The 26,030-nt window shown below is 71.3% G+C and carries 19 protein-coding genes; 11 read left to right on the forward strand and 8 right to left on the reverse strand.

Going from position 1 to position 26,030, the window contains the following annotated elements; translation table 11 throughout:
* Positions 1–214: 214 nt before the first annotated feature.
* Positions 215–958 (reverse strand): zinc finger domain-containing protein, encoded by a 744-nt coding sequence (locus tag ACZ6J5_RS15590; RefSeq protein ID WP_469391631.1) that lies wholly within the window; start codon positions 956–958, stop codon positions 215–217.
* Between the two features lie 9 nt (positions 959–967).
* Positions 968–1,789, reverse strand: coding sequence for a helix-turn-helix domain-containing protein (locus tag ACZ6J5_RS15595; protein ID WP_469391633.1), 822 nt, complete (start codon positions 1,787–1,789; stop codon positions 968–970).
* 851 nt (positions 1,790–2,640) lie between these two features.
* On the opposite strand from ACZ6J5_RS15595, the gene ACZ6J5_RS15600 reads away from it, so the two are divergent.
* The 11 genes from ACZ6J5_RS15600 to metG all read left to right on the forward strand — a co-directional run bounded on the left by ACZ6J5_RS15600 (position 2,641) and on the right by metG (position 19,012).
* A complete protein-coding gene (locus ACZ6J5_RS15600; RefSeq protein ID WP_388068419.1) occupies positions 2,641–2,847 on the forward strand; it encodes a helix-turn-helix domain-containing protein in 207 nt (68 codons plus the stop codon).
* A gap of 214 nt (positions 2,848–3,061) precedes the next feature.
* Positions 3,062–3,997, forward strand: a complete 936-nt coding sequence (locus ACZ6J5_RS15605; protein ID WP_469391635.1) for a tyrosine-type recombinase/integrase — start codon at positions 3,062–3,064, stop codon at positions 3,995–3,997.
* Between the two features lie 150 nt (positions 3,998–4,147).
* Complete coding sequence (locus tag ACZ6J5_RS15610; protein WP_469391637.1) at positions 4,148–5,743, forward strand: hypothetical protein; 1,596 nt, start codon at positions 4,148–4,150, stop codon at positions 5,741–5,743.
* Positions 5,744–6,278: 535 nt separating this feature from the next.
* Positions 6,279–6,929 (forward strand): hypothetical protein, encoded by a 651-nt coding sequence (locus ACZ6J5_RS15615; protein WP_469391639.1) that lies wholly within the window; start codon positions 6,279–6,281, stop codon positions 6,927–6,929.
* Between the two features lie 11 nt (positions 6,930–6,940).
* Complete coding sequence (locus tag ACZ6J5_RS15620; RefSeq protein ID WP_469391640.1) at positions 6,941–9,691, forward strand: toll/interleukin-1 receptor domain-containing protein; 2,751 nt, start codon at positions 6,941–6,943, stop codon at positions 9,689–9,691.
* 57 nt (positions 9,692–9,748) lie between these two features.
* Positions 9,749–10,531 carry a hypothetical protein gene (locus ACZ6J5_RS15625; protein WP_469391642.1) on the forward strand — a complete coding sequence of 261 codons (783 nt, stop codon included), beginning with the start codon at positions 9,749–9,751 and terminating at the stop codon, positions 10,529–10,531.
* Positions 10,532–10,569: 38 nt separating this feature from the next.
* Entirely contained in the window at positions 10,570–13,380 is a 2,811-nt protein-coding gene (locus ACZ6J5_RS15630; RefSeq protein ID WP_469391644.1) for a WD40 domain-containing protein, read from the forward strand.
* A 205-nt stretch (positions 13,381–13,585) separates the two neighbouring features.
* Positions 13,586–14,095 (forward strand): hypothetical protein, encoded by a 510-nt coding sequence (locus tag ACZ6J5_RS15635; protein ID WP_469391646.1) that lies wholly within the window; start codon positions 13,586–13,588, stop codon positions 14,093–14,095.
* 101 nt (positions 14,096–14,196) lie between these two features.
* Entirely contained in the window at positions 14,197–15,762 is a 1,566-nt protein-coding gene (locus ACZ6J5_RS15640) for an ATP-binding protein (RefSeq protein ID WP_469391648.1), read from the forward strand.
* Positions 15,763–15,770: 8 nt separating this feature from the next.
* Positions 15,771–17,027 (forward strand): AAA family ATPase, encoded by a 1,257-nt coding sequence (locus tag ACZ6J5_RS15645; protein ID WP_469391650.1) that lies wholly within the window; start codon positions 15,771–15,773, stop codon positions 17,025–17,027.
* Between the two features lie 260 nt (positions 17,028–17,287).
* The gene (metG, locus tag ACZ6J5_RS15650; RefSeq protein ID WP_469391652.1) at positions 17,288–19,012 is read left to right on the forward strand and encodes a methionine--tRNA ligase; all 1,725 of its coding nucleotides are present in this window, start codon (positions 17,288–17,290) and stop codon (positions 19,010–19,012) included.
* An 86-nt stretch (positions 19,013–19,098) separates the two neighbouring features.
* Here the strand turns inward: metG and ACZ6J5_RS15655 are convergent, their stop codons facing one another.
* The 6 genes from ACZ6J5_RS15655 to ACZ6J5_RS15680 form a co-directional block, all read right to left on the reverse strand.
* The gene (locus ACZ6J5_RS15655) at positions 19,099–19,797 is read right to left on the reverse strand and encodes a DsbA family protein (RefSeq protein WP_469391654.1); all 699 of its coding nucleotides are present in this window, start codon (positions 19,795–19,797) and stop codon (positions 19,099–19,101) included.
* Between the two features lie 17 nt (positions 19,798–19,814).
* Positions 19,815–21,833 carry a bifunctional copper resistance protein CopD/cytochrome c oxidase assembly protein gene (locus tag ACZ6J5_RS15660; RefSeq protein ID WP_469391656.1) on the reverse strand — a complete coding sequence of 673 codons (2,019 nt, stop codon included), beginning with the start codon at positions 21,831–21,833 and terminating at the stop codon, positions 19,815–19,817.
* Positions 21,820–22,473, reverse strand: a complete 654-nt coding sequence (locus ACZ6J5_RS15665) for a copper resistance CopC family protein (RefSeq protein WP_469391658.1) — start codon at positions 22,471–22,473, stop codon at positions 21,820–21,822. Before ACZ6J5_RS15665 ends, ACZ6J5_RS15660 begins: the two co-directional genes overlap by 14 nt.
* A 141-nt stretch (positions 22,474–22,614) precedes the next feature.
* Entirely contained in the window at positions 22,615–23,292 is a 678-nt protein-coding gene (locus ACZ6J5_RS15670) for a hypothetical protein (RefSeq protein WP_469391660.1), read from the reverse strand.
* Between the two features lie 191 nt (positions 23,293–23,483).
* Complete coding sequence (locus ACZ6J5_RS15675; protein ID WP_469391662.1) at positions 23,484–24,689, reverse strand: LLM class flavin-dependent oxidoreductase; 1,206 nt, start codon at positions 24,687–24,689, stop codon at positions 23,484–23,486.
* A complete protein-coding gene (locus tag ACZ6J5_RS15680; RefSeq protein ID WP_469391664.1) occupies positions 24,686–26,026 on the reverse strand; it encodes an NtaA/DmoA family FMN-dependent monooxygenase in 1,341 nt (446 codons plus the stop codon). Before ACZ6J5_RS15680 ends, ACZ6J5_RS15675 begins: the two co-directional genes overlap by 4 nt.
* Between the last annotated feature and the right edge of the window lie 4 nt (positions 26,027–26,030).

Genomic DNA, 26,030 nt, shown 5'->3' on the forward strand with positions numbered 1-26,030 from the left:
ACCGTGAACCCGGACCGTGAACCCGGACCGTGAACCCGGACCGTGAACCCGGACCGTGAACCCGGACCGTGAACCCGGACCGTGAACCCGGACCGTGAACCCGGACCGGGTTCGGCGCTGCCCGAGGCGAGCTCGTGGCCGCAGAGCCCGGCCGAGGCTGGGCCGGGAGGAACTGCAGGGGGTGCGCCTGCTGTGGGCGATGCGCCGCCTGCTGTCAGTGGCGCGGCGAGCGGGTGCCGTTCGGGGCTGCCGGCGGTGGGACGGGAGACGCTGTGCGCGGCCGGGAGCGGGACGCTTCGGCGTGTTCCACGCGGGATGGATGAGGCTGGGAGCTCAGGGTGTTGCGGTGCACGGTGCCATCCGGCCCGATACGCCGGTCGCGGCAGGGGTGGTCCTTGGGGACGCCGCAGTGCGGGCACGGAACGCCGAGGGGATCGGGGAGCCCCTTCGCCACGGCAGCTTGGCGTGCGGTGCGTCCGGGGCGGAAGGGGGCGAGGGCGGCTTGGACGTCTGAGGGGATGGGCGAGCCCACGCTCTGGAGGCAGGCACCGATGTCGGCGGAGCGCGAGGCGCCGGTGGTGAGTTGGCGGTGGGACGAGGGCGCCTCGGTTCCTGCGGCGACGGCCTGCCGGTTGGCGGACAGCGCGGCTCGGTAGGCGGCAGGGTCGTCCGGGTTGGCCGCGGGGACGGGATCGGTGTGACGGGCGAGCTGGTCACGTTGGTAGGCGCGCCACTGTCGGATTATGTCCGCGGGCTGGATCCGGTACGCAGAAGTGCAGATGTGTTCCCGAGCTGCTTTGCTGGCGTCCCATCCGTGTTCGGTGGTGGCGGGGACGTCGTGGAGCAGTTCGTGCCAGCGGTTGATCTCGTCACGGGCCTCATTCGCGTCGGAGTGGGCCGTGCGGGGGTCGAGCTTGCCTATGTAGGCGAGGAGGACGGCGATTTCGCGGCGGTTCAAAGGGGTGGGCTACTCCGTTCCGGTCGGTTCTTCTAGGGCGGCGAGGAGGGCGGCCGAGTGGGCCTGGGAGCGAGTCCGGGCCGGCGAGGTGGTGGCACCTCCGGGCAGGGCATAGAGCGCTGGATGCCCAGGGGCGGGAGGGCGTTCACGGGTGATCCACGCGCGCCAGTCGGCGGCCCAGGCAGCCGCGCTGCGTGGTGCCGAAGCCGCCCGGTAGGCACGCCATTTTTCGTCCGCCGCGCGCAGAGCCTGCTCTCCGAGTCGAACGTGATGTTCTTCGGCCCGGAGCCAGTTGCGGGTGCCCTCGTCGATCTCCCACTCTGCGGCGGGGATGGGAGGAGCAGAGCTGCTGCTCTGACCGTTCACCTTCGATTCCACACCGTTCTGGGGGTCGGAATCCGCGCTCCCTTCGGGCCGGAATCCGGTCCCCTCGCGGGTCGGAATCCGAGCCCGGGTGCCGTGTTCTGGCCCTCCCGGCGATGGGATGGCGGGGTCGGATTCCGTTCCTGTGGGGGCCGGAACAAGGTCCCCCTCCAGGGCTGCGTCGGCGAGGAAGTGGGCGGTGACGGGAAGGTGGTAGTACTTCTCGCCCCGTGGTCCCTTCCGGCCCGGGATCTCGACCAACTCCGGGTCGGCGCCCGAGACCAGCCGGTCGAGGGCGTCGCGGACCGCAGTGCGTGAGGCGTTCGCTCGCCTCATGAGGGTGGGGACGGACGCGTAAGCGACGCATCGGCGGTCGACACACCGGTCGGCGATCAGGGCGAGCACCATGCGGGCGGTGCCCTTGCTGCGGCTGTGTTCCCACACCCATTCGCGGGCGTCGAGGCTCATCGAGTGCAATCTCCTGGTGGGATTCGGGGACAGGGAATGTGGCAGTAGGCCAGTTACAACACAGCCACACCCCGGCGTGGAAGTCCAGCTTTCAGGTAGAAAGCCGTCATGGCTCCCGCACCGGCCCCATGACAGTAAGCCCGATTCCCCGGTCACCGAAATGATCATGCTGATTCCATCGGTATCTCGCATCGCTCACGGCAGAACTGAATGGGCTTCCCCAGCGCCCTTTGAGCAAGTTAAAACACCACTCATGTCGCTGCGCCCACCCGAAATCGCCCCCGTCGGACGAGCCGTCGCCCGCACCACCGACGCGCCAGAACCCTCTCCGGCTGCTCCCGGCGTCAGCTCGCTGCCGGCGTCACCGCGCCGGTCCGCCTCTTGGCCTTCAGTGCGCTCTGGGGCGTCGAACGCGCCCTCCGAAGCTGCGTCATCGGCGGCCTCACCGCCATCGTCGCCGTGCTCGGCACCCCGTCGCGCAACCTCCTCGCCGCCCCTCTCGCGTGCCCGGTCACGACCAGAGTTGGCGAAATATAGCCGACGATCCCCGGTTTTCGAAACCGGGGATTCTCCGGACTATTGGTTGTCCCGGAGCGCCCGCCGGGCCAGTCGATGTCAGAAGTCCGCCGACCTCATGCGAGGGATGCCTTGTCCGATTCACCCCACGTCGACCGTGGAAACCCTGCCGTGGTTGCGAGGAGGTGGGCTGCGTTCCTTCTTCGCCGCCCAAAGAATCTGGTCGTAGGTGGAAGTCGTACTAGTTGATTTCGCCGCCACGGTCGAGAACGCCCTGTTTCATTCCAGGTCAGATTCCGCACCCTGCTTCTCCTGTTCACGCAAAGGAACCGCCTATGGCCCCGCGCCTGCTGTCCATACCTGCTGTTGCCGCAGCCCTGGACGTCGACCGCCGAACGGTCTACCGCTTCATCGCCGCCGGCGAGCTGCCCGTCGTCGACCTGCGCACAGGACCGGCTCGCTCTCGTGTCCGCGTACCCGCCGCGAGCCTGGACGACTTCATCAACAGCAGGGCGGTCGCACCGTCGGCGCGGCGCCGCTGACCAGGACCAATCCCGTCCGTACGCGAACACAGGAAGGATCGGAACCACGTACCTCCGGAAGCTGAAGTCCGGCAAATGGCAGGCGACCGTCCGCAACCGGGCTGGAGACCGGTTCAGCGAGTCGTTTCCCCTCAAGGCCCAGGCCCGCGCCTGGGGTACCGAGATGGAGACCGAGTTCTCCCGCGGAAGTCTGCGGGACCCGCGAGCTGGCGAGATGGCGTTTCGCGAGTGGCACGCCCGCTGGTGGCAGGCCCGCGTCGTCGAGCCCCACACGCTGCGTGGCGACGCCTCCAGCATCAAGAACCACGTGCTGCCCCACTGGGCCGACTGGGAGATGTGGGCCGTCACCCGCATGGACGTCCAGAGCTGGATCCGTGGACTGGTTGAGAAGGGGGTCGGCGCCTCGGCGATCAAGAGGGCGTACAACCTGTTGTCGTCCATCATGCGGGCGGCCGTCGACGACGATGTCATCGCGGTCAGCCCCTGCCGGAACATCGACCTGCCGCAGATCGCGGTCAAGCCGCCGCAGTGGTTCACCCTCGACCAGGCGCAGAGCATCGTCGACGAGCTACCGGCCCCGTGGCGCACCATGTGCCTGCTCGGCTTCTACACGGGCCTGCGCTGGGGCGAACTCGCCGGCTTGCACCGCCATCGGATCGACCAGCGCCGTTCCCGCTTGTTCGTGGTGGAGGTCAACACCAAGAGCGGTATCAAGGAGTACCCCAAGAGTTCGAGGAGCCGCCGGGAGGTTCCGCTTCCGCCACACGTCCTGGACGCCCTCGAACGGCACATCCACCCGCTCGAACGCGACGCCCTGGTCTTCGCCACCATTACCAAGGGGCGCGCTGGCCGTCGCCTCGACGACGGCAACTGGCGCCGCCAGACCTGGTGGCCGGCTATCGAGAACGCCCACTACTTCGACACCGACGGGGAGCAGCTCCCCGTCCCGCACTATCCGCCCCACTCCATGCGACACACCTGTGCCTCGTGGCTCGTCCAGAAGGGAGTCTCGCTCTACGAGGTCCAGCACCTCCTCGGCCACGAGAGCTTCCAGACCACCCAGCGCTACGCCCACCTGCAACCAGACGCCCACAAGGCCGTGCTCGGGGCCTGGGAGCGCTTGGACGTCCCGCTAGCCATCGACGCATGAAGGGTTCTGTGCCCCGCCTACATGGGCGGGGCACAGGCGTTGGGCGCTGGACCACAGCGGTATTACGGTTGGCCACTCAAGTGACGTCCTGGCTGCGCTCTGGGGGAGTCAGTCCGCCTATAGGGGCGTTCACCGGGGAGGGGAGCCGTTGTGCAGGCGCTGTATGCCGTTGATTTCGACGTCCAGGACGCTCAGTCCGCTCAAGGGCGAGAGCACGTCTACGAGCGTCTCCGTCGTCATCTCTCAGAATGGCTTGGTGACCGTGGACGCATAGAGGCGCCGTCCATCCATGATCTGGACCAATCTGGACAGGCCGAACTGGCAGGCAAGATCCCTGGCCACGGCCTGCGGCTGGTGAGTTGGTCCGCTGCGGGAGACGAGCGAACCCGTGCTCTGCGTTTGACCATCCACCAGCCATTGGCCGATGGCCCGGCCCAATTTGTTACCCGAGTCACGGTTTCCAAGTCGGCGGAAGGAGGCGGAGGGCTCAGGGTGGTGATGGGGAGGGAGATCCCTGACGGCTGGATTGCGCCTGTGCAGGATCCGCCCCTCAAGCGCCCCAACCTGCTGCGTGCAGTGTTTGGGGACCAGGAACTCGAGGTGCGGGTGCTGGGCCAGCTTGCCACGGGCCGATACGAGCGGATTCGGGAGGAGCCGCACGCGGACGTGCTCCTCGAGTCGCTCGCGCTGAGCACCCGCCTGCCCATCCTCTTGGTGCATCCCAGGGATCCAGCGGGGTGGAGCGCCGCGGCCCTTGCCTCCGCGCAATTGGCTGGACTGGCCCAGGTCGTAACTCTGAACTACGTCACCGCGCAGACCGTTCGCCGGGTCCACGAACAGGTGGCAGTTCCCAGCGGTGGGGCGCGGTTGGTCTGGCCTAACCTCGGTCTTGCCCATCCAGCCTATTCGCGCGAGGAGGTGTCTCAGCCCTCCTTCGTGGAAAGGCGGCTGATGCCGTCGCTCGCGCATCTTTCCGTAATCGCCCGCGGCAGTGACACGGCGTGGGAGGTGGCGCGTCAGGCTTCGTACCGGGCCGGGGCGCGCAAGGCGTCGGAGGAACTGTCGCGCGCCCAGGCTGCTGGTGACACCAACGCTGAGCTCAAAGCGTTGAAGGACCATGCGAGGCAGCTTGAAGAGGATGCAAAGTCGTGGGAGGACATGGCTCAAGCCTGTATGGAAGAGCGCGACAAGGCACGCTCGGAAGCCGCCGTCGCAGAGGTGTTGCGTCAGGACCGCGACTACTGGAAGACGCAGTATCTGGAATTGTCGAAGGGCGGGGCTGGCCAGGCTGTAGAGGTGGACGCCTGGAGCGAGATCCCCGTTCTGGCAGGGGATGCTCTGCCCACGTTCGAGGCTCTTACCAGGGTGTCGGAAGGGCGTATCGTCTTTACGGCGAAGGCCGTGCGCGCCTGGAAGGTATCAGAGTATCCGCATCCTCAGGAGATGACTGACCAGCTGATCGCCCTTGCGCAGGCGGCGATGGACCTGTACTCCAGCCCCGGCAAGATGCCGCGCCTGGACGAGTGGTTCTACGACAACCACGGATTGAAGTACGCGAACAGCGACGAGAAACTCAGCAAGAACAAAGAGAAGCGCTACTTTGAGTTCGAAGGCAAGCGCAGGGACGGCTTGCAGCACATCAAGGTGCGCGATGCAGTGTCGCCCAACGAGGTTGGGCGGGTTTATTTCGACCGCGACTTCGAGGGGAAGCGGCTGATCGTGAACCATGTTGGGCTGCACCTGTAGCTGGACGTCCCGTGACGCTCGTTTGACGCTCTGGCCGGCCGAGAGGCCGCCCAGAGCGGCTGTAAATCTGCGTTGACCTGCGACGTTGCAGATTCCCCCTGCGCGCGACCACTTCCCGATGACGCACCATGTGGAGTGCGTGGCGATTCTGGAGCCTGCTGACAAGCGCCGCTGACCTGGTGTTTCCCCCGTCCTGACGGGGCCTCAGCGTAAATGAGCCGTCTTCCGTGCCAGGGTGAAGTCCTGGTGCGGAAGGCGGCCTCTTCATGCCGAGTCCGGCGTTTCAGGGGCTGTGAGGCGGGCAGGGTACGTGGATGCCGGCCCCGGCGGTTCGAGGGCGCGGGGTCGCTCGGTGATTCCGGTTCCGGATGGTCGGGTTTCGCGGAAGCCGTCCCGCGCGAGGCATGTGCCTGGATACCATCCGGCCCTGCTTCCCAGTCGATCAGTCTTGTTCCGGCACAGGGGGAATGCCATGGCTCCCAGGACGCAACGGCCCTTACGGCGGCGGATACCGCGGTGCGCGCGCGGCTCGGCCGTGCGGCGGGTCGCGGTGCTGGTCCCGGCTCTGGTGCTGGTGTTCGTCAGCGGGTGCGCGGGCGGCACCGGCGCGGACGGCAAGAGCACGCGCGGCACGAACGGATCGGCCCGGTCGGCGACGCCTTCCCCCGCCTCGTTCCCCTCGGTTCCGCCCGAAGCCGCTCACTGCCCGGGTACGGTCCTCGATCACCGGGACATCAGCCATCCCTACCTCGGGGCGGTCCGCGTGTTCCTGATCCGGCGGACCGGCTCCGGCGCTCCCACCGGGTGCGTCGCCTCCGTCACCGGCAGCGGCGACGCACTGGCATCCATCGACGTGACCATCTACGAGAACGACCTGCATTTCGCCTCGCCGGAATCCGACGCCACCAAGAACACCTTCGTGATCTACAACCCCGGACGCTATGACGGGGTGCTGGTGCTCGTACCCGCCAAGGACGGGTTCGAGGACGTCAGGTGGACCGACCCGGACCTCCACTACCGCGGCGGCAGGTACGCCTTCTACTACGCACGGCTCGCCGGCCCCGGCGCGGACGGCCGGTACACGATCGTCCAGTCCCAGAACTCGTGCAACCCCAGCTGTGCCGAGGGCGCCACCTCGAACATCACGCTGCGCTGGAACGGCCACGAATACCTGCCGACCGGATGAGGGCGTGGCGCATGGCCCGCCGCCGGCGGCTCAGGACCGAACTCGGATACGGCGCCTTTCTCTCCTACAGCGGGGAGCGCGACCGGGGATGGCTGCCGCATCTGCGGCGGGCGATCGAGAAGCAGTCCCGCCCCTGGTACCAGCCGCCTCGGATCAGGGTGTTCCTCGACGACAGCAGCATTTCGATCGGGCCCGACCTCGGGGGAAAGATCGAGGCCGGCCTCGCCCGCTCGGACTGGCTCGTGGTCATGGCGTCACCGGAGGCGAAGGCCTCCGAGTGGGTCGACCGGGAGATCGCGTGGTGGTTGAGGCACAAGTCGGTCGACACCATCCTGCTCCTCGTGACCGCGGGGCTGCTGGTATGGGACGAGCAGCGTGGCGACTGGGACCCTGAACTCTCGACGGCGCTGCCCGCCCGCCTGCTGGGACGGTTCACGCGGCAACCCGTCTGGAAGGCTCTGGTCCTGCGCCCACCCGGGAGCGGGAGCGGCGCCGGTCCCGTGCCGGACGTGGACGGTGTCGCGCTCGGTATCGCGTCCGTCGTCCGTGGCCTCGCGGAGGAGGACCTCAGGTCGGAGGGCATCCGCGACACCCGGCGCAACCTGCGGACGGCCAGGATCACCGCGGCCGTACTCGGCTTGCTCCTCCTGGTCGCCAGTACGGTGTCCGTCGTCGCGCTGATCGCGCGGGCCGAGGCGGCCCGCCAGCGGGACCACGCCGTGGCCCAGCAGTTGATCGGCCAGAGTTCCTTCCTCGCGACCCGTGACCCGTTCGGCGCCCGGCTGAAGGCGCTGGCGGCATGGCGCATCGATCCCACCCCGGAATCCCGCCTCGCCATGCTCAACGCCGCCGCCGACCCGGCGTCCGGACTGCTCGCCCATTCCTGGCCCGTGGAATCGGTGGCTTTCAGCCCGGACGGCAGGACCATCGCCACCGGGAGCGGCGACGGCCTCATACGGCTCTGGGACGCGGCCACGCAGCGGAGGATCGGGGGTGCCTACAGCGGGCACCGCCTGGCCGTCACCTCGGTGGCCTTCGGACCGGGTGGCGAGACCCTGATCAGCTCGGGCTCCGACGGTACGGCCCGGCTCTGGAGCATCGCCGGCCACAAGCAGATCGGTGACGCCTTCGACGCCCGGGCCGGGATGCTCTCCTCGGCCGCCCTCAGCCCGGACGGGAAGACCCTCGTCCTGAGGGGCGACGGCGCCGCCGGGGCCGTACAGGTGTGGGACGTGGCGACGCACCGCCGGATCGGCGGTCCGCTGGGAGGCCGCTCCCAGGGCACTGGCCCCGTGGCCTTCAGCCCCGACGGAAAGACCTTCGTGACCGGCATCGGCCATGAGGTGAGGCTCTGGGACACCGACTCCCGTGCGCCTGTCGGCAAGGCGCTGACGATGGGCGACGGCGAGATCACGTCCGTCTCCTTCAGCCGTGACGGCCGTACCGTCGCCGCCTCCGACGCCGACGGCGACGTCCGGCTCTGGGAGACCGCCACCCGGGCCCCGATCGGCGAGCCGTTCAGCGCCGATGGCCGATGGGCCGACTCGGTGGCCTTCAGCCCCGACGGCGGGGTGTTCGCCGCCTCGTACGCCGACGGCAGCGTGCGGCTCTGGGACATCGCGGGGCACACCCAGGTGGGAGCTCCGTTCACCGGCCACATCAGCGACGTCCGGGCCGTGGCCTTCAGCCCGGACGGCTCGACCCTGGCCAGTGCGAGCGAGGACACCACGGTCCGGCTGTGGGACGTCCGGGCGCAACGGCAGATCGGCACACCGATCGGTACCGGGCCCCAGGGGGCGACGGAGTTCAGTTCTCGTGGGCATGTCCTCGCCCTGGGCGGATCCGCCTCCGCGGTGCGTTTCTGGGACATCGCCTCGCGCCGCCAGATCGGTGAGCCGCTGGTCTCCCGCGACGTGGACACGGGTGCTCCCTTCGCCCTCGGCCCCGATGGCACCGTGCTCGCGACCACCTCGTTCGCGACCAACGACGACGTGACGCTCTGGGACGTCGCGACGCGCCGCCGCATCGGCGAGCCACTGCCCGCCGGACCCGGCAGCGTCCGTGCGATGGCTTTCAGCCCCGACGGCGGGAGCCTCGCCACGTCCGTCGGGAACTCGGTGCGGCTCTGGGATCTGGCGACGCGCGGCCGGATCGGCAGGGAACTCGCCGTCAGCTCGTGGAGACTCGAATTCAGCCCTGACGGCAGCACCCTCGCCACCAACACCGATGACGACACCGTGGCCCTCTGGGACGTCGCCACGCAGCGCCGGATCGGCGAGACGCCCCCGAGTCACACGTCACAGATCAACGCGCTCACCTTCAGCCCTGACGGCACGATCCTGGCGACCGCGAGCCGCGACAGTACCGTCCGGCTCTGGAACGTGGCCACGCGCGAACAGATCGGCCAGCCGCTGACCGGGCATCGCGGCGGCGTGACGTCCGTCGCCTTCAGTCCGAACGGGAGGACGCTGGCCACCGGCAGCATGGATCACACGGTCAGGCTCTGGGACGTCTCCACCAGGCAGCAGATCGGTGCCCCGCTCGAAGGGCACAGCGCCGACGTCACCGGTGTGGGATTCGGTCCCGTCGGGAAGACGATCGCCGCCTGGGGCGAGGAGGGCTCCATACGGCTGTGGGACGCCGAGTCGACGGTGGACCCGGTGGACTCGCTGTGCCGGTGGGCGAGGGGTGCCTTCGACGCCGGCCGGTGGCGCGAGTACGTACCCGCGGGCCCCGCTTTCCGGCCGCTCTGTCCGCGTTGACCCCTCGGGGGCTATCTTCTTCCTACCACGGGGCACGACGGGGGAACGGACGAGACGATGAGCGACCAATTAGCGCGATCCAGGGCCCGGTTCGCGGGTGGGAGGCGCATCCTCGACAGCACTCCGCTCCGGCTCGTCGCGGCCACGGCGGTCGGCGCGCTCACGGGGCTCGTCCTCTTCAGCCTCACCCAGGTGACCAACCGCAGCCTCTTCGTCATCACGGGCGCCGTCGCGGGTGCGATGGCCGTCCTGGTCGTGCAGTGGTACCAGCGCACGGCGCGCCTCACCGAGGTCAAGGTCTCCGTCCCCCAGCTGAGCGAGCTCACCTTCGCCGTCAACAACGACTCCCGCCAGGTCGCCTGGCAGATGTTCGTCGAGACGGTGACCCGCGTGTCCACGCAGCCCCTGGCGAGCGACGAGGGAGTCGTCCGGGAAGCGCTCACCTCCCTGTACGGGCTGTTCGCGACGACGCGCGAGACCCTCAAGACCGCCCGCCCCTCGGCCCCCGTTCCCGGCGGGCAGACGGTCGAGTACCTGGCGATCACCATGCTGAACCGTGAGTTGAGGCCCTTCCTGTCCCAATGGCACCCCCGGCTGAGGGAGTTCGAGCAGGCCCACCCTGACGGCCCGGAGTCCGACTGGGCCGACAACGCCGCCTGCCGGGCGGAGTTGCAGCGGGTGCAGCGTGACATCCACGCCTACGCGGTGGGCTTCGCCCGCCTGGCCGGTGTACGGGAAGCCGAGTCGATGATCGGCCAGGTTCCCGCCCCTCGTGCCCCGGACGACCGGTCCGAGAGGAGCGCCAGTCCCTCGGCGGACAGCACCCGGCGCCCGCGCTGAACGCCCCGGAGGCCACGGGCGGCGGCACCGCCCCGGGCGTGCGGCGTGAGGCCGGGGAGCCGACCGGATACGACGCCTTCATCTCCTACAGCCACAGCGGGGACAGGGAGATCACCAAGGCCTTCCAGAGCCGATTACAGACCTTCAACCGGCCCTGGTACAAGCCGAGAAGCCTCAGGCTGTTCCGCGACGAGACCAACCTGGCGGCAAGCCCCCATCTGTGGCGCGAGATCGAGCGGGGACTCACCGGGTCCCGGTGGCTCGTACTGATGGCCAGCCCGGCCGCCGCGGCTTCCCCCTGGGTCCGCAAGGAGATCCGCTGGTGGCTCACCCACCGGTCGGCGGACACGCTCCTCATCGCCTGGACCGACGGAACACTCGTCTGGAACGACTCACGGACCTCGTTCGACTGGTCGAGGACCGACGCCCTCCCGCGCGAGGAGATGGACGGCGCCTTCGGCGAGCAGCCCCGCTGGGTCGACCTGCGCTGGCTGCACGGCGCGGAGCGGACCGGTGCGGCCGACCCGCGGTTGACCGAGTGTCTGGCGGAGTTCGCGGCGCCGATCACGGGCAGGTCCAAGGACGAGGTGATCGGCGACCACGTACGCCAGCACCGCCGGACGGTGCGCCTGGTGTGGTCGACCGTGGCCGTGCTCACCGCTCTGCTCCTGGTCGCGATCGCCGGGGGCGTCACGGCGTACCAGCAGCGCAACGCCGCTCGGGCCCAGGCCCTGATCGCGCAGTCCCGCCAGCTCGTCGCGGAGGCTTCGTCGATCAGCGACACCCAGCCCGACCTGGCCCGCCAACTGCTCGTCCAGGCCTACCGGCTCGCTCCGACCGCCGAGGCGGCCGGGGCTCTCGTCGGCAGCCGCGGCCTTCCCCGCGTCATCGACGGGATCGGCGCTCCTCGCGGGGTCGCGTGCAGCAGCGGGGGGCTCCTCGCCGTGGCCGATGACCGGGTACGGCTCTTCGATCTGGCCACCGGCGCACTGCGCGCCTCACTGGAGGAGCCGGACAGCGGCGTCGCCGCCGTCGCGTTCAGCCCGGACGGACGACTCCTGGCGATCGGCGACGCCGACGGCGGGGTCCGCCTGCTCGACGTGGCGTCAGCGGACAAGCCCAGGACCGTGGCGGTCGTGGCCGCGGCGGGCGGCGACACGAGGGAACTCGTGTTCACCCCCGCCGGCAGGCTCCTTGTTCTGACCGCCACGGGCGGGTCCGTACTCGACATCGAGGACCCGGCCCGCCCCCGTTCCCTGGGGTCCCTGCCCCCCGAGACGATCGCGGCCGGCCCCACGGGCTCGCTGGTCCTCACGGAGTCGCATGAAGACCTCTCGCTCGGACTGTGGACCCTGTCCGGCTCGGCCCGAACGAGCCGGGTCGCCGCCCTCGCCCCTCCGTCCGACCGTGCGCGCGTCACCAACGCCCGCGCCGCGTTCAGCGCGAACGGCCACCTTCTGGCGGTCGGCGGTGCGGACAACCGGGTGCGGCTGTGGGACGTCGCCGACCCCGCCCGGCCGGCGATCCGCTCGGATCTGCACACGCAGGGGCGCGACGGCGTCAGCAGCCTGGAGTTCTCCTCGGACGGGACCGTCCTGGCCCTGGGCGGCAACGACGGAGTGATCACCCTGTGGGATGTCGCCGACCCCTTCCGCCCCCACTCCGGCGCCCGCCTGACCGGCTACCCGGGATTCGCGTCCGTCTCCGGCATCGCCTTCGGCCCTGACGGGCAGACCCTGGCATCCATCGCGAGCGACCGGGAGCAGCGGACGTCGGCAAGGGTGTGGGCCGTGTCGGGCTACGACAGGACCTCCACCCTCACGGTCCTGCCGACGAAGGGAACGTTCCTTCCCTCCTTCAGCGCTGACAGCCGGCTGCTGGCCGCGGGCGGAGAGCCGACCACCGTGTGGCGGATGGACGACAAGCCGGGACTCCGCCGCGCGGCCACCGTCGAATCCTTCAACGCAGGTGGTCAGGCCGCGGCGTTCGGCCGGGACGGCCGCACCCTGTTCTCCGGTCTGCCCGTGGTCGCGTGGGACATGACGGACCCGGCGGCTCCGCGAAAGGTGACCCCACCGGCCACGCGTGACGACGGCGGTACGGCCATCGGGGTGAACCCCGTGCTTCCGCTGCTGGCGACGGGGACGGGGCCGCAGTCCCGTTCACCCGCGCCCGTGGGAACCGTGCAGCTCTGGGACGTGGCCGACCGGACACGTCCCGTGCTCGTCGGCACCCTCGGGGGTGCCGCGGTCGGCCGCCAGAGCATCGCGTTCAGCCCGGACGGCGGACTCCTGGCCGCGCCGACCGACGAAGGAGGCGTGCGGCTGTGGAACATCGCCCAGAACACCCGGCCCACGGCCGCGGGAATCATCGACGTGCCGGGGGCGAAGGCCACCGCGTTGGCCTTCGCCCCCGGCCACCGCACCCTGCTCGTCGGCGACGACAGCGGGGCGATCACCACCTGGGACGTCTCACGTCCCGCGCGGCCGTCACGCGGGGGCAGCGCCGCCCCGCACGCCGGCCAGATCAGCGGACTCGCCCATCACCCCGGCGGCGCGCTCGCGGCCGGAGCCGCGGAGGACGGGCGCATCCGGCTGTGGGACACGAGCGACCCGGACCACCTCGTGGAGATCGCCTCCCTCGCCACCGGCGGCGTGTACCCGCAGGCGTCCCTCGCGTTCAGCCCGGACGGCGGTCTCCTCGCGGCCAGCGGCGACCGGGGCACGCGGCTGTGGAGCGTGGACCCGGCCGCGATCCTGCGGCGGTTGTGCTCGGAGTCCGCCCGCATCACCCGCGACCAGTGGAACCAGTACCTCCCCGACCAGCGATACGACCCGCCGTGCGCCTGAGCGCACGCGAACGGAGGACACGATGACAAGCGGCTTACGGCGCGGAACCACCTCGTCCCTCGCCCTGCTCACGCTTCTCCCGCTCATCGGCGCGTGCGGCTCACCCCGCCCGGCTCCGCCCGTCCCACCCCTCACTCCCTCGTCCGTCGCCCCGGCGCCCGAGTCCCCCTCGCCCCCTCCGCCGTCCTCGCCGGATCGGGCCCCGGTGCTCGTCGGCCCGGCGCCGGCCGATCTCCATGACGTGGACTGGTCGAAGACCCCTGTTCCGGGCGAGTTCTGCGGCGTCCCGGGACTCGTCACGCTCGACACAGAGGGCAACGCCACCGCGACGTCCCGAACGTGGGGCACCGTGCGCATCCGACGGGGGACCAGCGTCGCGTACGGCGACACGGACGGTGACCGACGCGACGAGGCGGCCGTCTACCTGGGGTGTGATGACAACGGGTCGACGATGAGCGGACAACTCGTCGCCGCATACGTCGTGTTCACGCACCAGGGGAACGGCCTGGCCGCGCTCGGTGCGATCACGCCGCAGCAGAAGTCGGCCCAGTACACCACCGCGCTCGTCGGACTGGAGTTCGCGCCCGGCCGTATCACCGCGCATGAGCGCTGGTACCGCCAGACCGACGCCCACTGCTGTCCCAGCGGGAACGCCGACACCGTCTGGACGCGGGAAGGGGACCGCCTGACACCGGGAGCGCCCCGTGTCGTCTGATCGGGCCTTCGCGGGCGGCCCCGGTCGGGGCCCCTGAAAGGCTGCCCAACTTCCCTTCTCTGACGTACGATCCGGGAAACCCGGCTCGCTGAGAGGCGTACGTGGCAGGCACTCATAACCAGCAGGTCCTCGCGGAACACAAGGCGAAGTTCGAGCGGACGGTCCTCGGGGGCAGAGAGTTCAACAGGCTCCTTCGCGAGATGGGTGCGGAGCCGTACCGGTTCGTGGAAGACCGATTGGACGCGCGGCGCTGGTGGATCTACATCACGCTGCCGACGAACGTGCAGGACACTTTTGACCTGCACCTTGAGGTGCTGTGTCTGTCGGCCTCCTACGAACGAGTGGAACCGCGGACGCTGGACACGATCGCGGCTCGGTTACGCAAGGGCGAGGCGCGACTCGATCCGGACTTCGCGATCCTGCTCACTCCGGACTCGGGGGCGGAAAACCTCGTCCGCCGCCGCCGAGGGCAGCTGCCGATCCTGACGATCGACTCCAAAGAGCTGACGGAGACCAAGGTCAGGATAGGACTGCGTGAGCGCATCGCGCAGATCATGGTGACGCACGATCACTACGACCTGACCAAGCCGATCACCGAGCCCACGGCGTTCTACGGTCGTCGCGTCGAGGTGCGGGAACTCGACTTCGCCTTGGACCGTGGGCAGTCCGTGGGCATCTTCGGCCTGCGGAAAGCGGGGAAGACTTCGCTGCTCAACTATGTCGAGAACCATCGGGCGGAGCACGGCAAGCCGGTGATCAGGCTGGACATGAGTGGACTGTCGGCCGAGCAGTTCCAGCTCGGCCTGCTCGTGGAATGCCACAAGCTGGTGCGTGGCATGGCGGGCTCCGCCCCTCGTCTGACCCTGCTCACCCGTGACGGCAGGCCTCACCCCACCGCCGCTGTCCCGACGCACTGGCTCAACGATCTCGACATCCTGCTGGATGCCCTTCCCGGTCGTCTGGAACTGTTCATCGACGAGATCGACCAGGCGTGGCCCGGCGGCAGGTCGAACCTGGAAGAGGACGAGGCGCGAGCGCTCCTGAGGTGCCTCACCCAGCTCCGGGGCGTCATTCAGCGTCGCGAGGCCGAGGGCAAGGACGGGATCTGCATCGTGTGCGCGGGGGTCGATCCGGCGATCTTCGAGCGTCCGCTCCTCAAAGGACGGGACAACCTGCTCTACAAATTCGTCCGGCTGTCCTTTCTGTCGCCGATGAAGAAGGACGAGATGCAGGAGATGGTGCGGAGCCTCGGACGGCGTATGGGTCTGCGCTATCGCGACCCCGCGACGATCGACTTTCTCTTTCGGGAGTTCGGCGGCCATCCGCTTCTCACCCGCAAGGCCTGCTCCGCGGCCGCGGGTACGCGCCCTGATGACGTCATCCCGTGGCACGTCCCCCTGGAGGCGCTCCAGGAAGCCATGGACCAGCGCGGCCCCAATACCCCACGCTCCGAGGTGGAAGACGTCTTGAAGTCCTTCACCGACTGGTTCGGTGACGAGGCCGCGATGCTTCCCCTGCTGTGGTCGGAGGATCCGGAGGAGCGGCGAGACGCCCGGGAATGGGCGGAGAGCGAACCGGACATGGCCGCGCACCTGGTGTTGTACGGAATCACCGATGAGAAGTGGGCCCCGAGGATCCACGCCATGCGCTACCTGGTGCTGAAGTGAGGACGTGAATGAGGCTCTTGCCTGGCCAGCGCAGATGGGTCGACCAGGTATGCGAGTACCTGATAGACGGCGAGACGGTCATCGCCCGCGGGGTGCCAGGCGCTGGAAAGACCGTCCTGTTGGAAGCGGTGGCGCGCGAGCTTGGCGAGACGAGTGTCCGCACCCGAGGGCGAACGTACACGGATGACAATCAGGAAGAGCGAGTCACCGCTTTCCACCGGGATGTCTCCGCAGCCCTGGCCCGGTCTGGTGCGGCCCATCTGCTCTTCGACGACTATCCGCACGCTTTGCGCAATTCCCGTGGTCTGCGCCTCCAGAGGCAGTTGTTGAAGCTCTTAGTGGATGGCGACCGGTCTTTGGACATCGGTGCACTCCTGACCGGCCGATGGGGACGCAGCATGCACCTCGTCTCCACCGGCTCGCCGCTGGTCGCGCGTGCTCGCGTGGTCGCGCTGCCCCTTGCCGACGCCGCGGACTTCGAAGCCGTGGGCTGTGGCCGATCAGTGGACGCGATCGAGAGCGTCGGCGGGAATCTCGCGCTGCTCTCCAAGGCCGCACCCGTCCTGGGGCGCGTCGCTCTTCATCAGGTGAACCAGTCGGCCGAGACCCTCGCACCCCGGTGGGTCCGTGACGTGCCGTGGGGGGCGGCTACGTGGATCAAGGGCGTGCTGCGGGAGGGCCCGGGGCCGCTGCCCGCCGACGACTCGGCGGCCGAGGCGCTGGCTCCGCTGCTGGTCCCGGCCGGCGATCAGCGATACGGGGTCGTGCGTGCCCTGCACTCGGAGGCGGCGCGTGTCGCCCTGGAGGGGCGGGTGCCCACGTGGCCCGCGGACTGGCAGCGGTCGGCGAAGACCTTCGCGGGATTCCTGGCGGGGGTGCCCGAGGCCATCTGGGTGGACCGATACATGGCGGTGAATCCCGCGAGGCTCCTGGGATTCATCCGGGCCGTCCGCTCCGACTGCCGCACACCGCTGCGGATGCTGATCGCCGAGAACGGCAACGACATCACCTTCACCCCCGGAGACGTGGCGGCTTTCAGGGGGCAGAACTGCGCGATGAGGGTGATGCACCGTGGCGACCGGAGGCAGCTTCACGACCGCCACCTGATCTTTCTGGGGGACGCGGAGGGCGGCATCGTCCTGCCGACCGCACGGGTCCTGATGTGCCAGGATCCGCCTGGATCGGCTGTCGCCGTCCGGGCTCCGACGCTCGATCGCAAGCTGGTGCTCGACGCGTGGGACCGCGCCTCTCCTCTGCGTGTGTGAGGGCTCCATCCGTGGCGGGTCCCGATGACCGAGGGGGAGCGGGGACCGGCCGGCGGGGCCGCTCGGGGAAGCCGGCCACCGCGGCCGCCCCCGAAACTCAGGCGCTCCCCTGTGAGCCCGTTCGCTACCATGGCCGTGGCTTGCAGAGGCGGTTCGTCACCGTGTGTGACGGGGACTGTGCTGATCGGCTGCGACCCTCCCATCTTGGCGCGCCGTGGCTGGAGCCCCGGCGCCGTACGTACGAAATGGAGCATCCGAGGATGGCTCGACACCTGGTAACCAGCGCGCTTCCCTATATCAACGGGATCAAGCACCTGGGCAACATGGTCGGGTCGATGCTTCCCGCGGACGTCTACGCGCGGTACCTGCGGCAGCGCGGCCACGACGTGCTCTACATCTGCGCCACCGACGAGCACGGCACGCCCGCCGAGCTCGCCGCCAAGGCCGCCGGGCTGACCGTCGCCGACTTCTGCGCGCGGGCGCACGACGCGCAGAAGGCCGTGTACGACGGGTTCGAGCTCGCCTTCGACTACTTCGGGCGCAGCTCCTCCGCGCAGAACGTCGAGATCACCCAGCACTTCGCGCGCAAGCTGCACGAGAACGGCTTCATCGAGGAGCGGGTGATCCGCCAGGTGTACTCGCCGGCCGACGGGCGCTTCCTGCCCGACCGGTACGTCGAGGGCACCTGCCCGCACTGCGGCTACGACAAGGCCCGCGGCGACCAGTGCGAGAACTGCACCCGCGTGCTCGACCCCACCGACCTCGTCGACCCGCGCTCGGCGATCAGCGGCTCCACGGACCTGGAGGTCCGCGAGACCAAGCACCTCTTCCTGCTGCAGTCCAAGCTCCAGCACGAGGTCGAGGAGTGGATCTCCCGGGTCAGCCACGAGTGGCCGCACCTCTCCACCTCCATCGCCCGCAAGTGGCTCACCGAGGGGCTCAACGACCGGGCCATCACCCGCGACCTCGACTGGGGCGTCCCCGTCCCCGCCGACACCTGGCCCGAGCTCGCCGCCGAGGGCAAGGTCTTCTACGTCTGGTTCGACGCCCCGATCGAGTACATCGGCGCGACCAAGGAGTGGGCCGACGCCGCCCCCGACGGCGAGGTCCGCGACTGGAAGTCGTGGTGGTACGAGGCCGACGACACCGTCCGCTACACCCAGTTCATGGCCAAGGACAACGTCCCCTTCCACACGGTCATGTTCCCGGCCACCGAGCTCGGCGTGCGCGAGCCCTGGAAGAAGGTCGACGTCGTCAAGGGCTTCAACTGGCTGACCTTCTACGGCAGCAAGTTCTCCACCTCGCAGAAGCGCGGCGTCTTCACCGACGCCGCCCTGGAGATCCTGCCCGCCGACTACTGGCGCTACTTCCTCATCGCCAACGCGCCCGAGTCCGACGACTCCTCCTTCACCTGGGAGCACTTCACCGCCACGGTCAACAAGGACCTCGCCGACACCCTCGGCAACTTCGTCAACCGCGTGCTGTCGTTCTCCCGCAAGCGCTTCGGCGACGAGGTCCCGGCCGGCCACCCCGCCGGCGAGGCGGAGGCGAAGCTGGGCGAGGAGATCGCCCGGCTGCTCGGCGAGTACGAGGAGCAGCTGGAGGCCCTGCAGTTCCGCAAGGCCGCCGCCGCCCTCCGCGCGCTGTGGTCCGCGGGCAACTCCTACCTGGAGGAGAAGGCCCCCTGGCTGGAGATCAAGACCGACCCCGAGGGCGCCGCGCTGACCCTCCGCACCGCGATGAACCTGATCCACCTCTACGCGGTGGTCTCCGAGCCCTTCATCCCCGCCTCGGCCGCCGCCATGCGCGGCGCCTTCGCCCTCGCCGGCGACACCGCCGCCTGGGTCGGCGCCGACCAGGCCCGGGCCCTGGACGCCGTCCCCGCCGGCACCGCCTTCACCGTCCCCCCGGTCCTCTTCGCGAAGATCACCGAGGACGACCTGGAGGCGTACCGCGCGCGCTTCGGCGGTGCCCTGGAGGCTTGATCGCCGGGGGCTGATCCCCTGGGCGTGCGGCGGGTGAGCCCCGAGCGCTGTTGCGTTTCCCGCGCTCGGGGCTCAGCCCTGTTCCGTCACGGGGCCGCGAGGTGCCGCTCTATCAGCGCCTTCAGGTCCTCGTAGCTCCTCGGCTCGGCCTTCTTCCCCTGCACGAAGAACGTCGGCGTGCCCCGCACCCCCAGCGCCAGCCCGTCGCGCTGGTCCGCCGCCACGCGTTCCGCCGTGCCGGGCGCCGCCACGTCCGCGTCGTAGCGGGTCATGTCCAGGCCCAGCTCGCGGGCGAAGCCCCGGAAGACCGCGTCCTTCGGGGTCTGCGCCTCGCCCCACTCGCGCTGCGTCTCGAACAGCCTGTCGTGCATCGCGAGGAACCGGCCCTGCCGGGCCGCGGCCTCCGCCGCGCGCGCCGCCGAGCCGCTGTTGCGGTGCCCCGGCATGGGGAAGTAGCGGGCCACGAACGTGACCCGGTCCCCGTACTCCTTCTTCAGCCGGTCCAGCACCGGATGGAAGGCCCCGCAGCCCTCGCACTCGAAGTCCAGGAACTCGACCACGGTCACCCGGCTCTTCGCCGGGTTCGTCAGGCGGTGGCTGTCCGGGCGGACCACCTGGGCGTTCGCCGCCGGCTCCGGCAGGGCGGCGGCGTCCGTCCCCTGCTCCGGCGCGGGGCGGAACAGCAGGAACGAGCCGAACGCGACCGCCAGCGCCGCCAGCAGGACCGCCGCCGCCGACAGTTGCTTCCTCAGTCGCTTCCTCGGTGCGGTGCGGGTGTTGTCCATGGGTTCTCTCCTGTCGGTCATCGGGGCCTGCGGTTGTGCAGCGCGGCCAGGTACGCGTTGTACGCGGCCAGTGGGTCGTCCGCGTCGGCGCGGTCGATGCGGCGGTCGATCCGGCGGGCCTCGCGCGCGTCCGAGCGCACCCACTGGATCGCGAGGATCACCGTCGTGATCAGGACCGGGATGTCACCGGTCGCCCAGGCGATGGCGCCCGCGTTGTACTGGTCGTCCGCCAGTGACGGACCCCAGCCGCGCCCGACCGTCGTCCACCAGCCCTCGGCCAGCAGATCGGTCGAGCTCATCAGCGAGATGCTGAACCACGAGTGGAACGGCATCGTCAGGATCAGCACGAACAGGCGCCCCAGGTGCGGCGGCCGGCGCGGGCCCGGGTCCACGCCGATGACCACCCAGAAGAACAGCAGCCCGACCGCCAGGAAGTGCGTCAGCATCGCCAGGTGCCCCAGGTGCCCCAGGTGCCCCAGGTGGCTCCGCATCAGCCGCTCGAACAGCGGCGTGTAGTACACGGCGAACGCCGAGCCGATGAAGAGCGCCCCCGCCACCGCCGGATGCGAGATCACCCGCACGTACCCGCTGTGCAGCAGCCTCAGCAGCAGCTCCCGGGGCCCCGGCGCGGCGTCCTTCGCGGCGGCCGGCAGGGCCCGCAGCGCGAGCGTCGCCGGAGCGCCGAGCACCAGCAGGATCGGCACCGTCATCGCCAGGATCATGTGCTGGCCCATGTGCACGCTGAACATCACCTTGCCGTACACCGCGAGCCCGCTCATCGAGGCCAGGACCGTGACGGCGAGCCCCAGGAACCAGGAGACCGTACGGCCGGGCGGCCAGCGGTCGCCGCGCGCCCGCAGCCTGCGCACCCCCGCCGTGTACAGCAGTCCCGCCGCCCCCGTGCCGAACGCGAAGACCGGGTCGACGTGCCACTCCGTGAAGAGCGGCGTCCACGGGAAGCCGCCCAGCGGCCCCGGCATCGCGAAGCCCAGCGCCTCCTCCACCGGGCCCGGCTGCGCCACCGCGGGCGGCGGCGTCCGCGCCAGGCCCACCGCGAGGCCCGTCGCCACGCCCATCAGCAGCAGTTCCCCCGCCGCCAGCCGGACGAACAGCCGCGCCCCGCCCGCTCCCTCCGCGCCGAGCGCCGCCACCGTCCGCCGCCGGTGCCACAGCCCCGCCAGGGCCAGGAGCAGCAGCAGCGCCGTCTTCGCCAGGACCAGCCGCCCGTACGCGCTGGAGAACAGGTCGCCCCAGCCGGGCAGCCGGACCGCCGCCCCGACCACGCCCCCGGCGCCGACCGCGAGCAGCGCCGCCCCCGCCGTACCGCTGAACCGGCGCACGGCCACCGCCGCGTCCGGATGCCGCCGGGCCACCAGCGGCAGCACGGCGAGCAGCCCGCCGACCCAGACCGAGGCGCCCGCCAGATGGACCGCGAGGGACACCACGGCCGCGTCGTGCCCCGCCGAGCCCGCCGCGTGGCCCGTGAACGCCGGCGGCAGCAGCCCCGCGAGCGCGGCCAGCAGCCAGAACCTGGCCCAGCCCGTCGACGTCACCCCCTGGCCGAAGGTCGCGAGCAGCAGCCCCAGCGCCGTCGTCAGGGCGTACGCGGTGCCCCTGGTGTCGGTGACCGCGAAGTCCAGCAGCACGGACGGTTCCAGCACCTCGGCCACCGGCCGCGCGAACAGGTCGGACAGCGTGAACACCGCGACCGCCGCCGAGGCCACCGCCCACACACCGCCCGCCGCCGACGCCCACAGCATCGCCCGCGCCCGCGCCCCGGACAGCCGCCGGGGCCCCGGCAGCAGCACCGCCGCCGACAGCAGCGCGCCGACGGCGGCGACCGCCGCGCCGTCCGCGACGGTACGGGACAGGGGCAGCGCCCAGCGGGTCAGCGGGCCCGCGTCGGCGATCCCCGGCACCACGGCCCCGGCGCCTCCGGTGCCCGCGACCACGGCCGCCACGGCCGTCAGCGCCGCGAGCGCCGCGGCGGGCGCCGCGACCCGGGCCCGGCGCGCGGCGACGTCAGCGGGCGGCATCGTCCCCGGCCCTCCTGCGGCGGCGGACCGTGCGGGTCATGGCCACGGCCAGGCCCACGAGCCCGATGCCGAAGCCGATCCCCACGGCCTTGAGGCTGGTCACCGCGCGCTCCCCGGAGGCCTTCGCCGTACGGGAGAGGGTGGGGGAGGGCGACGGGGACGGGGACCGGGACAGGGACGGGGACGGGGGCGTCGGCGTGGCGGGCCGCTCGCTCGCGGGCGGCGCGGTCGGCTTCGGCGGGCGGACCGTGAACGTCGACGAGCCCGCGACCGGGTGCCCGTCCGCGGACACCACCCGGTACCCCACCGTGTAGCCGCCGCCCGGCGCCCCGGCGCCCGGCGGCCTGAGGGTCAGGCGGACCTCGCGCCCCGTCACCTTCGGCGCGCCGGCGCCGAGGGCGGTGCCGTCCGGGCCGGTGACGGCGAGCTGGGCGTACTTCCGCGACATGGGATCGCTGAACGTGAGCGTGACCGCGCCGGGTACGGCGGTGAGGACCGCCCCGTTCGCCGGGTCGGCGCCCGTCAGGTCGGTGTGGGCGGCGGCCTGCGGGGCGGAGACCGCCAGCAGGGCGGCCACGGCCGGGGGAAGGAGAAGGGAACGCGCCGCCGTACGGGCGGGGCGCGCGTGCCTGATGCGCATGGGAGAGGTCTCTCTGCCGGCCCCGGCCCGGTCGGGGCGGAGCGGCGGCGTGGTGAGGAGACCGCGGGGACGGCGCGCCGGGAACCGCTCGGGGCGGCGGAACGGTACGGCGGGGACGGCGTCGTGCCGTGCGTCGTCGCGTCAGGCCGCGAGGCGGAGACCGGTCACGGCCCGCGGCCGGAACGGAAGCGTCGGGAGCGGGGCCTGGCCGGGGGGAGCGCGCCCGGGGCAGGGGTACGCGAGGGCCACCGGCCGCAGCGGGGCCACGTCGCCGGCCGGCCGGAGCACCGGGCCGTGCGAGGGCGCCACGCGTCCGAGCAGTGGCAGCAGGGCGTACACGATCTGCTGGGCGGAGTCCGCGACCGGCCGCGCGCGCAGCAGCAGCGACTCGGTCGTGCCCAGCAGCCGCGCCGCGAGCAGCAGGGTGACGGCGTGCCCGCACAGCAGCACCGACGGGCCGGGCCCGGCGCCGGCGTGCTCGGCGAGTCCCGTCAGGTGCCCGCCGACCGCGCGTGCGCCGGTCAGTCCCGCGCACGCCTCCGGGACCACGTAGCAGAGGTGGTACGCGGCCTGGGCGCCCACGAAGGCGGCCAGGAGCTGGGTGTCGGTCAGCCGCCGCCGGGTGAGCACGAGGCCCAGCGACAGCGCGAGCGCGGTCACCAGGGCCAGGGCCAGCGGGCGCGCGGTGTGCCCCTGGAGCAGGGCGTGCCCGCCGACCGGCAGCAGCACGCACAGCACCGCGAGGACCCCGGCCCGTACCGCCCGCAGCGCGCCTGCCCACGGCTGCGCGCCGTACGGGGTGCGGAGAGCGGCGACCATGGCGGGCTTTCGGGCTGGGGAGGGGCGGTGGGGGCGCGCGAGGAGCGGCCGGAACGCAGCGTACCGGCCGCTCCTCGGGCCCCGCGCACCGGCCGCCGCCGAGGGGGCCCGAGGCCCCTCCCCGGTTGTCACCGACGGGCCTGACGGCCTCTCTCCCCCCGGCCGTCACCGACAGGCCGCCGCCCCTTCCCTCAGCCCTTCGCGTACCGGCTCGTCGGCCGGGGCAGGCCCAGGTGGCCGCGGAGGGTCGTCTCCGTGTACGCCGTGCGGAAGGCGCCGCGCCGCTGGAGCTCCGGCACGAGGCCCCGGGTGATCGCCTCCAGGTCGTGCGGGAGCGTCGCCGGACGGAGGCGGAAGCCGTCGAAGCCCAGCGGCCGCCAGTCGAGGAGCAGGTCGGCGAGGGCGGCCGGGGTGCCGGTGAAGAGGTGCGCGTCGGAGGCGAGCTCCGCCCCGGCCAGGGTGTCCAGCTCGTCCTTGCGCGCCTTCGCCGCCGCCTCGGTGTCGTCCAGCACCACCACCAGGTCCGCGAAGCGCCTGAGCGGGCGGGCCGCCAGGTCGCGGCCGGTGACGCGGACCGCGGTGTCGACCTCGGCCAGGATCCGGCGGGCGTCCGCCGCGTCGTCGGGTGTGACGAACACCAGGTCGGAGGCGCGGGCGGCGAACTCGTACGGCGTCGACGCGTGCGCCAGGCTCGCGACCAGCGGCTGGCCCTGCGGCGAGCGCGGGGTGATCGACGGGCCCCGGACGCTGAACAGCGGGCCCTCGAAGTCGACGGCGTGGAGTTTGGCGCGGTCGACGAAGCGGCCCGTCGCCGTGTCGCGTATCTCCGCGTCGTCCTCCCAGCTGTCCCAGAGCCGCCGCGCGACCTCCACCACGTCGGTGGCCTCGGCGAACAGCGGGCGCAGCCGGGCGGCGATCCGCTCCTCGCTCAGCACGTCCTCGTCGGTCAACTGCGGGGTGTCGCGCCGCCCGAAGTGGCGGGCGTCGGCGGCGCGGGAGGCGATCTGCGGGCGCCAGCCGGCCCGGCCCCGGGCGGCGTGGTCGAGGGTCGCGATGCCGACGGCGAGGTGGAAGGGCTCGGTGTGGGTGACGTTCGTCGTCGGTACGAGGCCGATGTGCGAGGTCAGCGGGGCCACCCGGGCCGCCACCAGGACCGCGTCCAGGCCGCCCCTGACCTGGTCGGTGCGGTCGTCGGGGCGGTGGAAGGCCGCGGACTGCTGGCCCAGGGCGTCCTCCAGCGTCACGAAGTCGAGCAGCCCGCGCTCCGCCTCGGCCACCAGGTCCGCCCAGTAGCCGGGCGAGAACAGCTCGGCCGGGCGGGCGTCCGGAGCCCGCCAGGCCGCCGGGTGCCAGCCCGCGTCGTTCAGCGCGACGGCCAGGTGCAGCGGCGGGGTCATGATGCCTCCTCGGGGGACCGCAGGGCGCCAAGGCCCAGGTGTTCACGGAGCGTCGTGCCGGTGTAGTCCTCGCGGTAGACGCCCTTCTCCTGGAGCAGCGGGACCACCCGGTCCACCAGGTCGTCGAGCCCGCCGGGCGTCAGGTGCGGCACGAGGACGAAGCCGTCGGCGCCGTCGCTCTGCACGTAGTGGTCGATGGCGTCGGCGACGGTGCGCGGGCTGCCCACGAAGGTCTGTCCGCCGTGCACCTCGATCATCAGCTCGCGGATGCTCAGACCGCGCTCGTCGGCCAGCTTCCGCCACCGCCGGGCCGTCTCCTCGCGGCCCTTGCGGAACACCGAATGCCCCTTCAGGACAAGGGACTCGGGCTCCGGGTCCACGTCGGGCAGCGGGCCGTCCGGGTCGTAGCCGGACAGGTCCCGGCCCCACACGCCCTCCAGGTGCGCGATCGCGGTCTGCGGACTCACCTGCGCCCGGGTGATCTCGTCGGCGTACGCGACGGCCTCCTCGTCCGTGTCGGCGACGATCGCCGTGGCGGTGGGGAGGATCTTCAGCTGCTCGTGCGTGCGCCCGTACGCGGCGAGCCGCCGCTTGACGTCCGCGTAGAAGGCGCGGGCGTCCTCCAGCCTGCTGTACTTGCTGAAGATGACCTCGGCGTCCGAGGCCGCGAACTCCCGGCCCGCGTCCGACTCGCCGGCCTGGATGATCACCGGGTGCCCCTGCGGTCCGCGCGGGGTGGTGAACCGGCCCTCGATGTCGAAGTGCTGCCCCCGGTGGGCGAAGCGCCCCGCGCCCTCGCGTACGAAGCGCCCGGCCGAGGCGTCCGCGAGCACGTCGCCCTCCGCCCAGCTGTCCCACAACTCCCGCGCGGTCTGGAGGAATTCGGCGGCCCGGGTGTAGCGGTCGGCCTCGTCGAGGAAGCCGCCCCGGCGGAAGTTCTCGCCGGTGAAGGCGTCGTAGCTGGTGACCACGTTCCACGCGGCCCGGCCGTCGCTCAGCAGGTCCAGGGTGGCGAGCTTGCGCGCCACCTCGTAGGGCTCGTTGAAGGTGGCGTTCACGGTGCCGGCGAGGCCGAGCCGGTCGGTCACGGCCGCGAGGGCGGCGAGCACGGTCAGGTTGTCGGGGCGGCCGACCACATCCAGGTCGTACACCTCGCCCTTGTGCTCGCGCAGCCGCAGCCCCTCGGCCAGGAAGAAGAAGTCGAACTTGCCGCGTTCGGCCGTCCGCGCCAGCCGGATGAAGGAGTCGATGGAGATCTGACTCTCGGAACGCGGGTCCGACCAGACGGTCACGTTGTGGATGGCCGGCAGCTGTACCGCGAGGTGCACCTGTTTCACCGTG

The sequence above is a fragment of the Streptomyces sp. NPDC042100 genome, from assembly GCF_055582325.1.

Bases quoted from the DNA above. Each gene is read 5' to 3' on its own strand.
- ACZ6J5_RS15660 (WP_469391656.1), bottom strand. From the start codon at position 21,833: ATGCCGCCCGCTGACGTCGCCGCGCGCCGGGCCCGGGTCGCGGCGCCC.
- ACZ6J5_RS15625 (WP_469391642.1), top strand. From the start codon at position 9,749: ATGAGCGACCAATTAGCGCGATCCAGGGCCCGGTTCGCGGGTGGGAGG.
- metG (WP_469391652.1), top strand. From the start codon at position 17,288: ATGGCTCGACACCTGGTAACCAGCGCGCTTCCCTATATCAACGGGATC.
- ACZ6J5_RS15600 (WP_388068419.1), top strand. From the start codon at position 2,641: ATGGCCCCGCGCCTGCTGTCCATACCTGCTGTTGCCGCAGCCCTGGAC.
- ACZ6J5_RS15605 (WP_469391635.1), top strand. From the start codon at position 3,062: ATGGCGTTTCGCGAGTGGCACGCCCGCTGGTGGCAGGCCCGCGTCGTC.
- ACZ6J5_RS15645 (WP_469391650.1), top strand. From the start codon at position 15,771: ATGAGGCTCTTGCCTGGCCAGCGCAGATGGGTCGACCAGGTATGCGAG.
- ACZ6J5_RS15655 (WP_469391654.1), bottom strand. From the start codon at position 19,797: ATGGACAACACCCGCACCGCACCGAGGAAGCGACTGAGGAAGCAACTG.
- ACZ6J5_RS15675 (WP_469391662.1), bottom strand. From the start codon at position 24,689: ATGACCCCGCCGCTGCACCTGGCCGTCGCGCTGAACGACGCGGGCTGG.
- ACZ6J5_RS15595 (WP_469391633.1), bottom strand. From the start codon at position 1,789: ATGAGCCTCGACGCCCGCGAATGGGTGTGGGAACACAGCCGCAGCAAG.
- ACZ6J5_RS15665 (WP_469391658.1), bottom strand. From the start codon at position 22,473: ATGCGCATCAGGCACGCGCGCCCCGCCCGTACGGCGGCGCGTTCCCTT.
- ACZ6J5_RS15620 (WP_469391640.1), top strand. From the start codon at position 6,941: ATGGCCCGCCGCCGGCGGCTCAGGACCGAACTCGGATACGGCGCCTTT.
- ACZ6J5_RS15670 (WP_469391660.1), bottom strand. From the start codon at position 23,292: ATGGTCGCCGCTCTCCGCACCCCGTACGGCGCGCAGCCGTGGGCAGGC.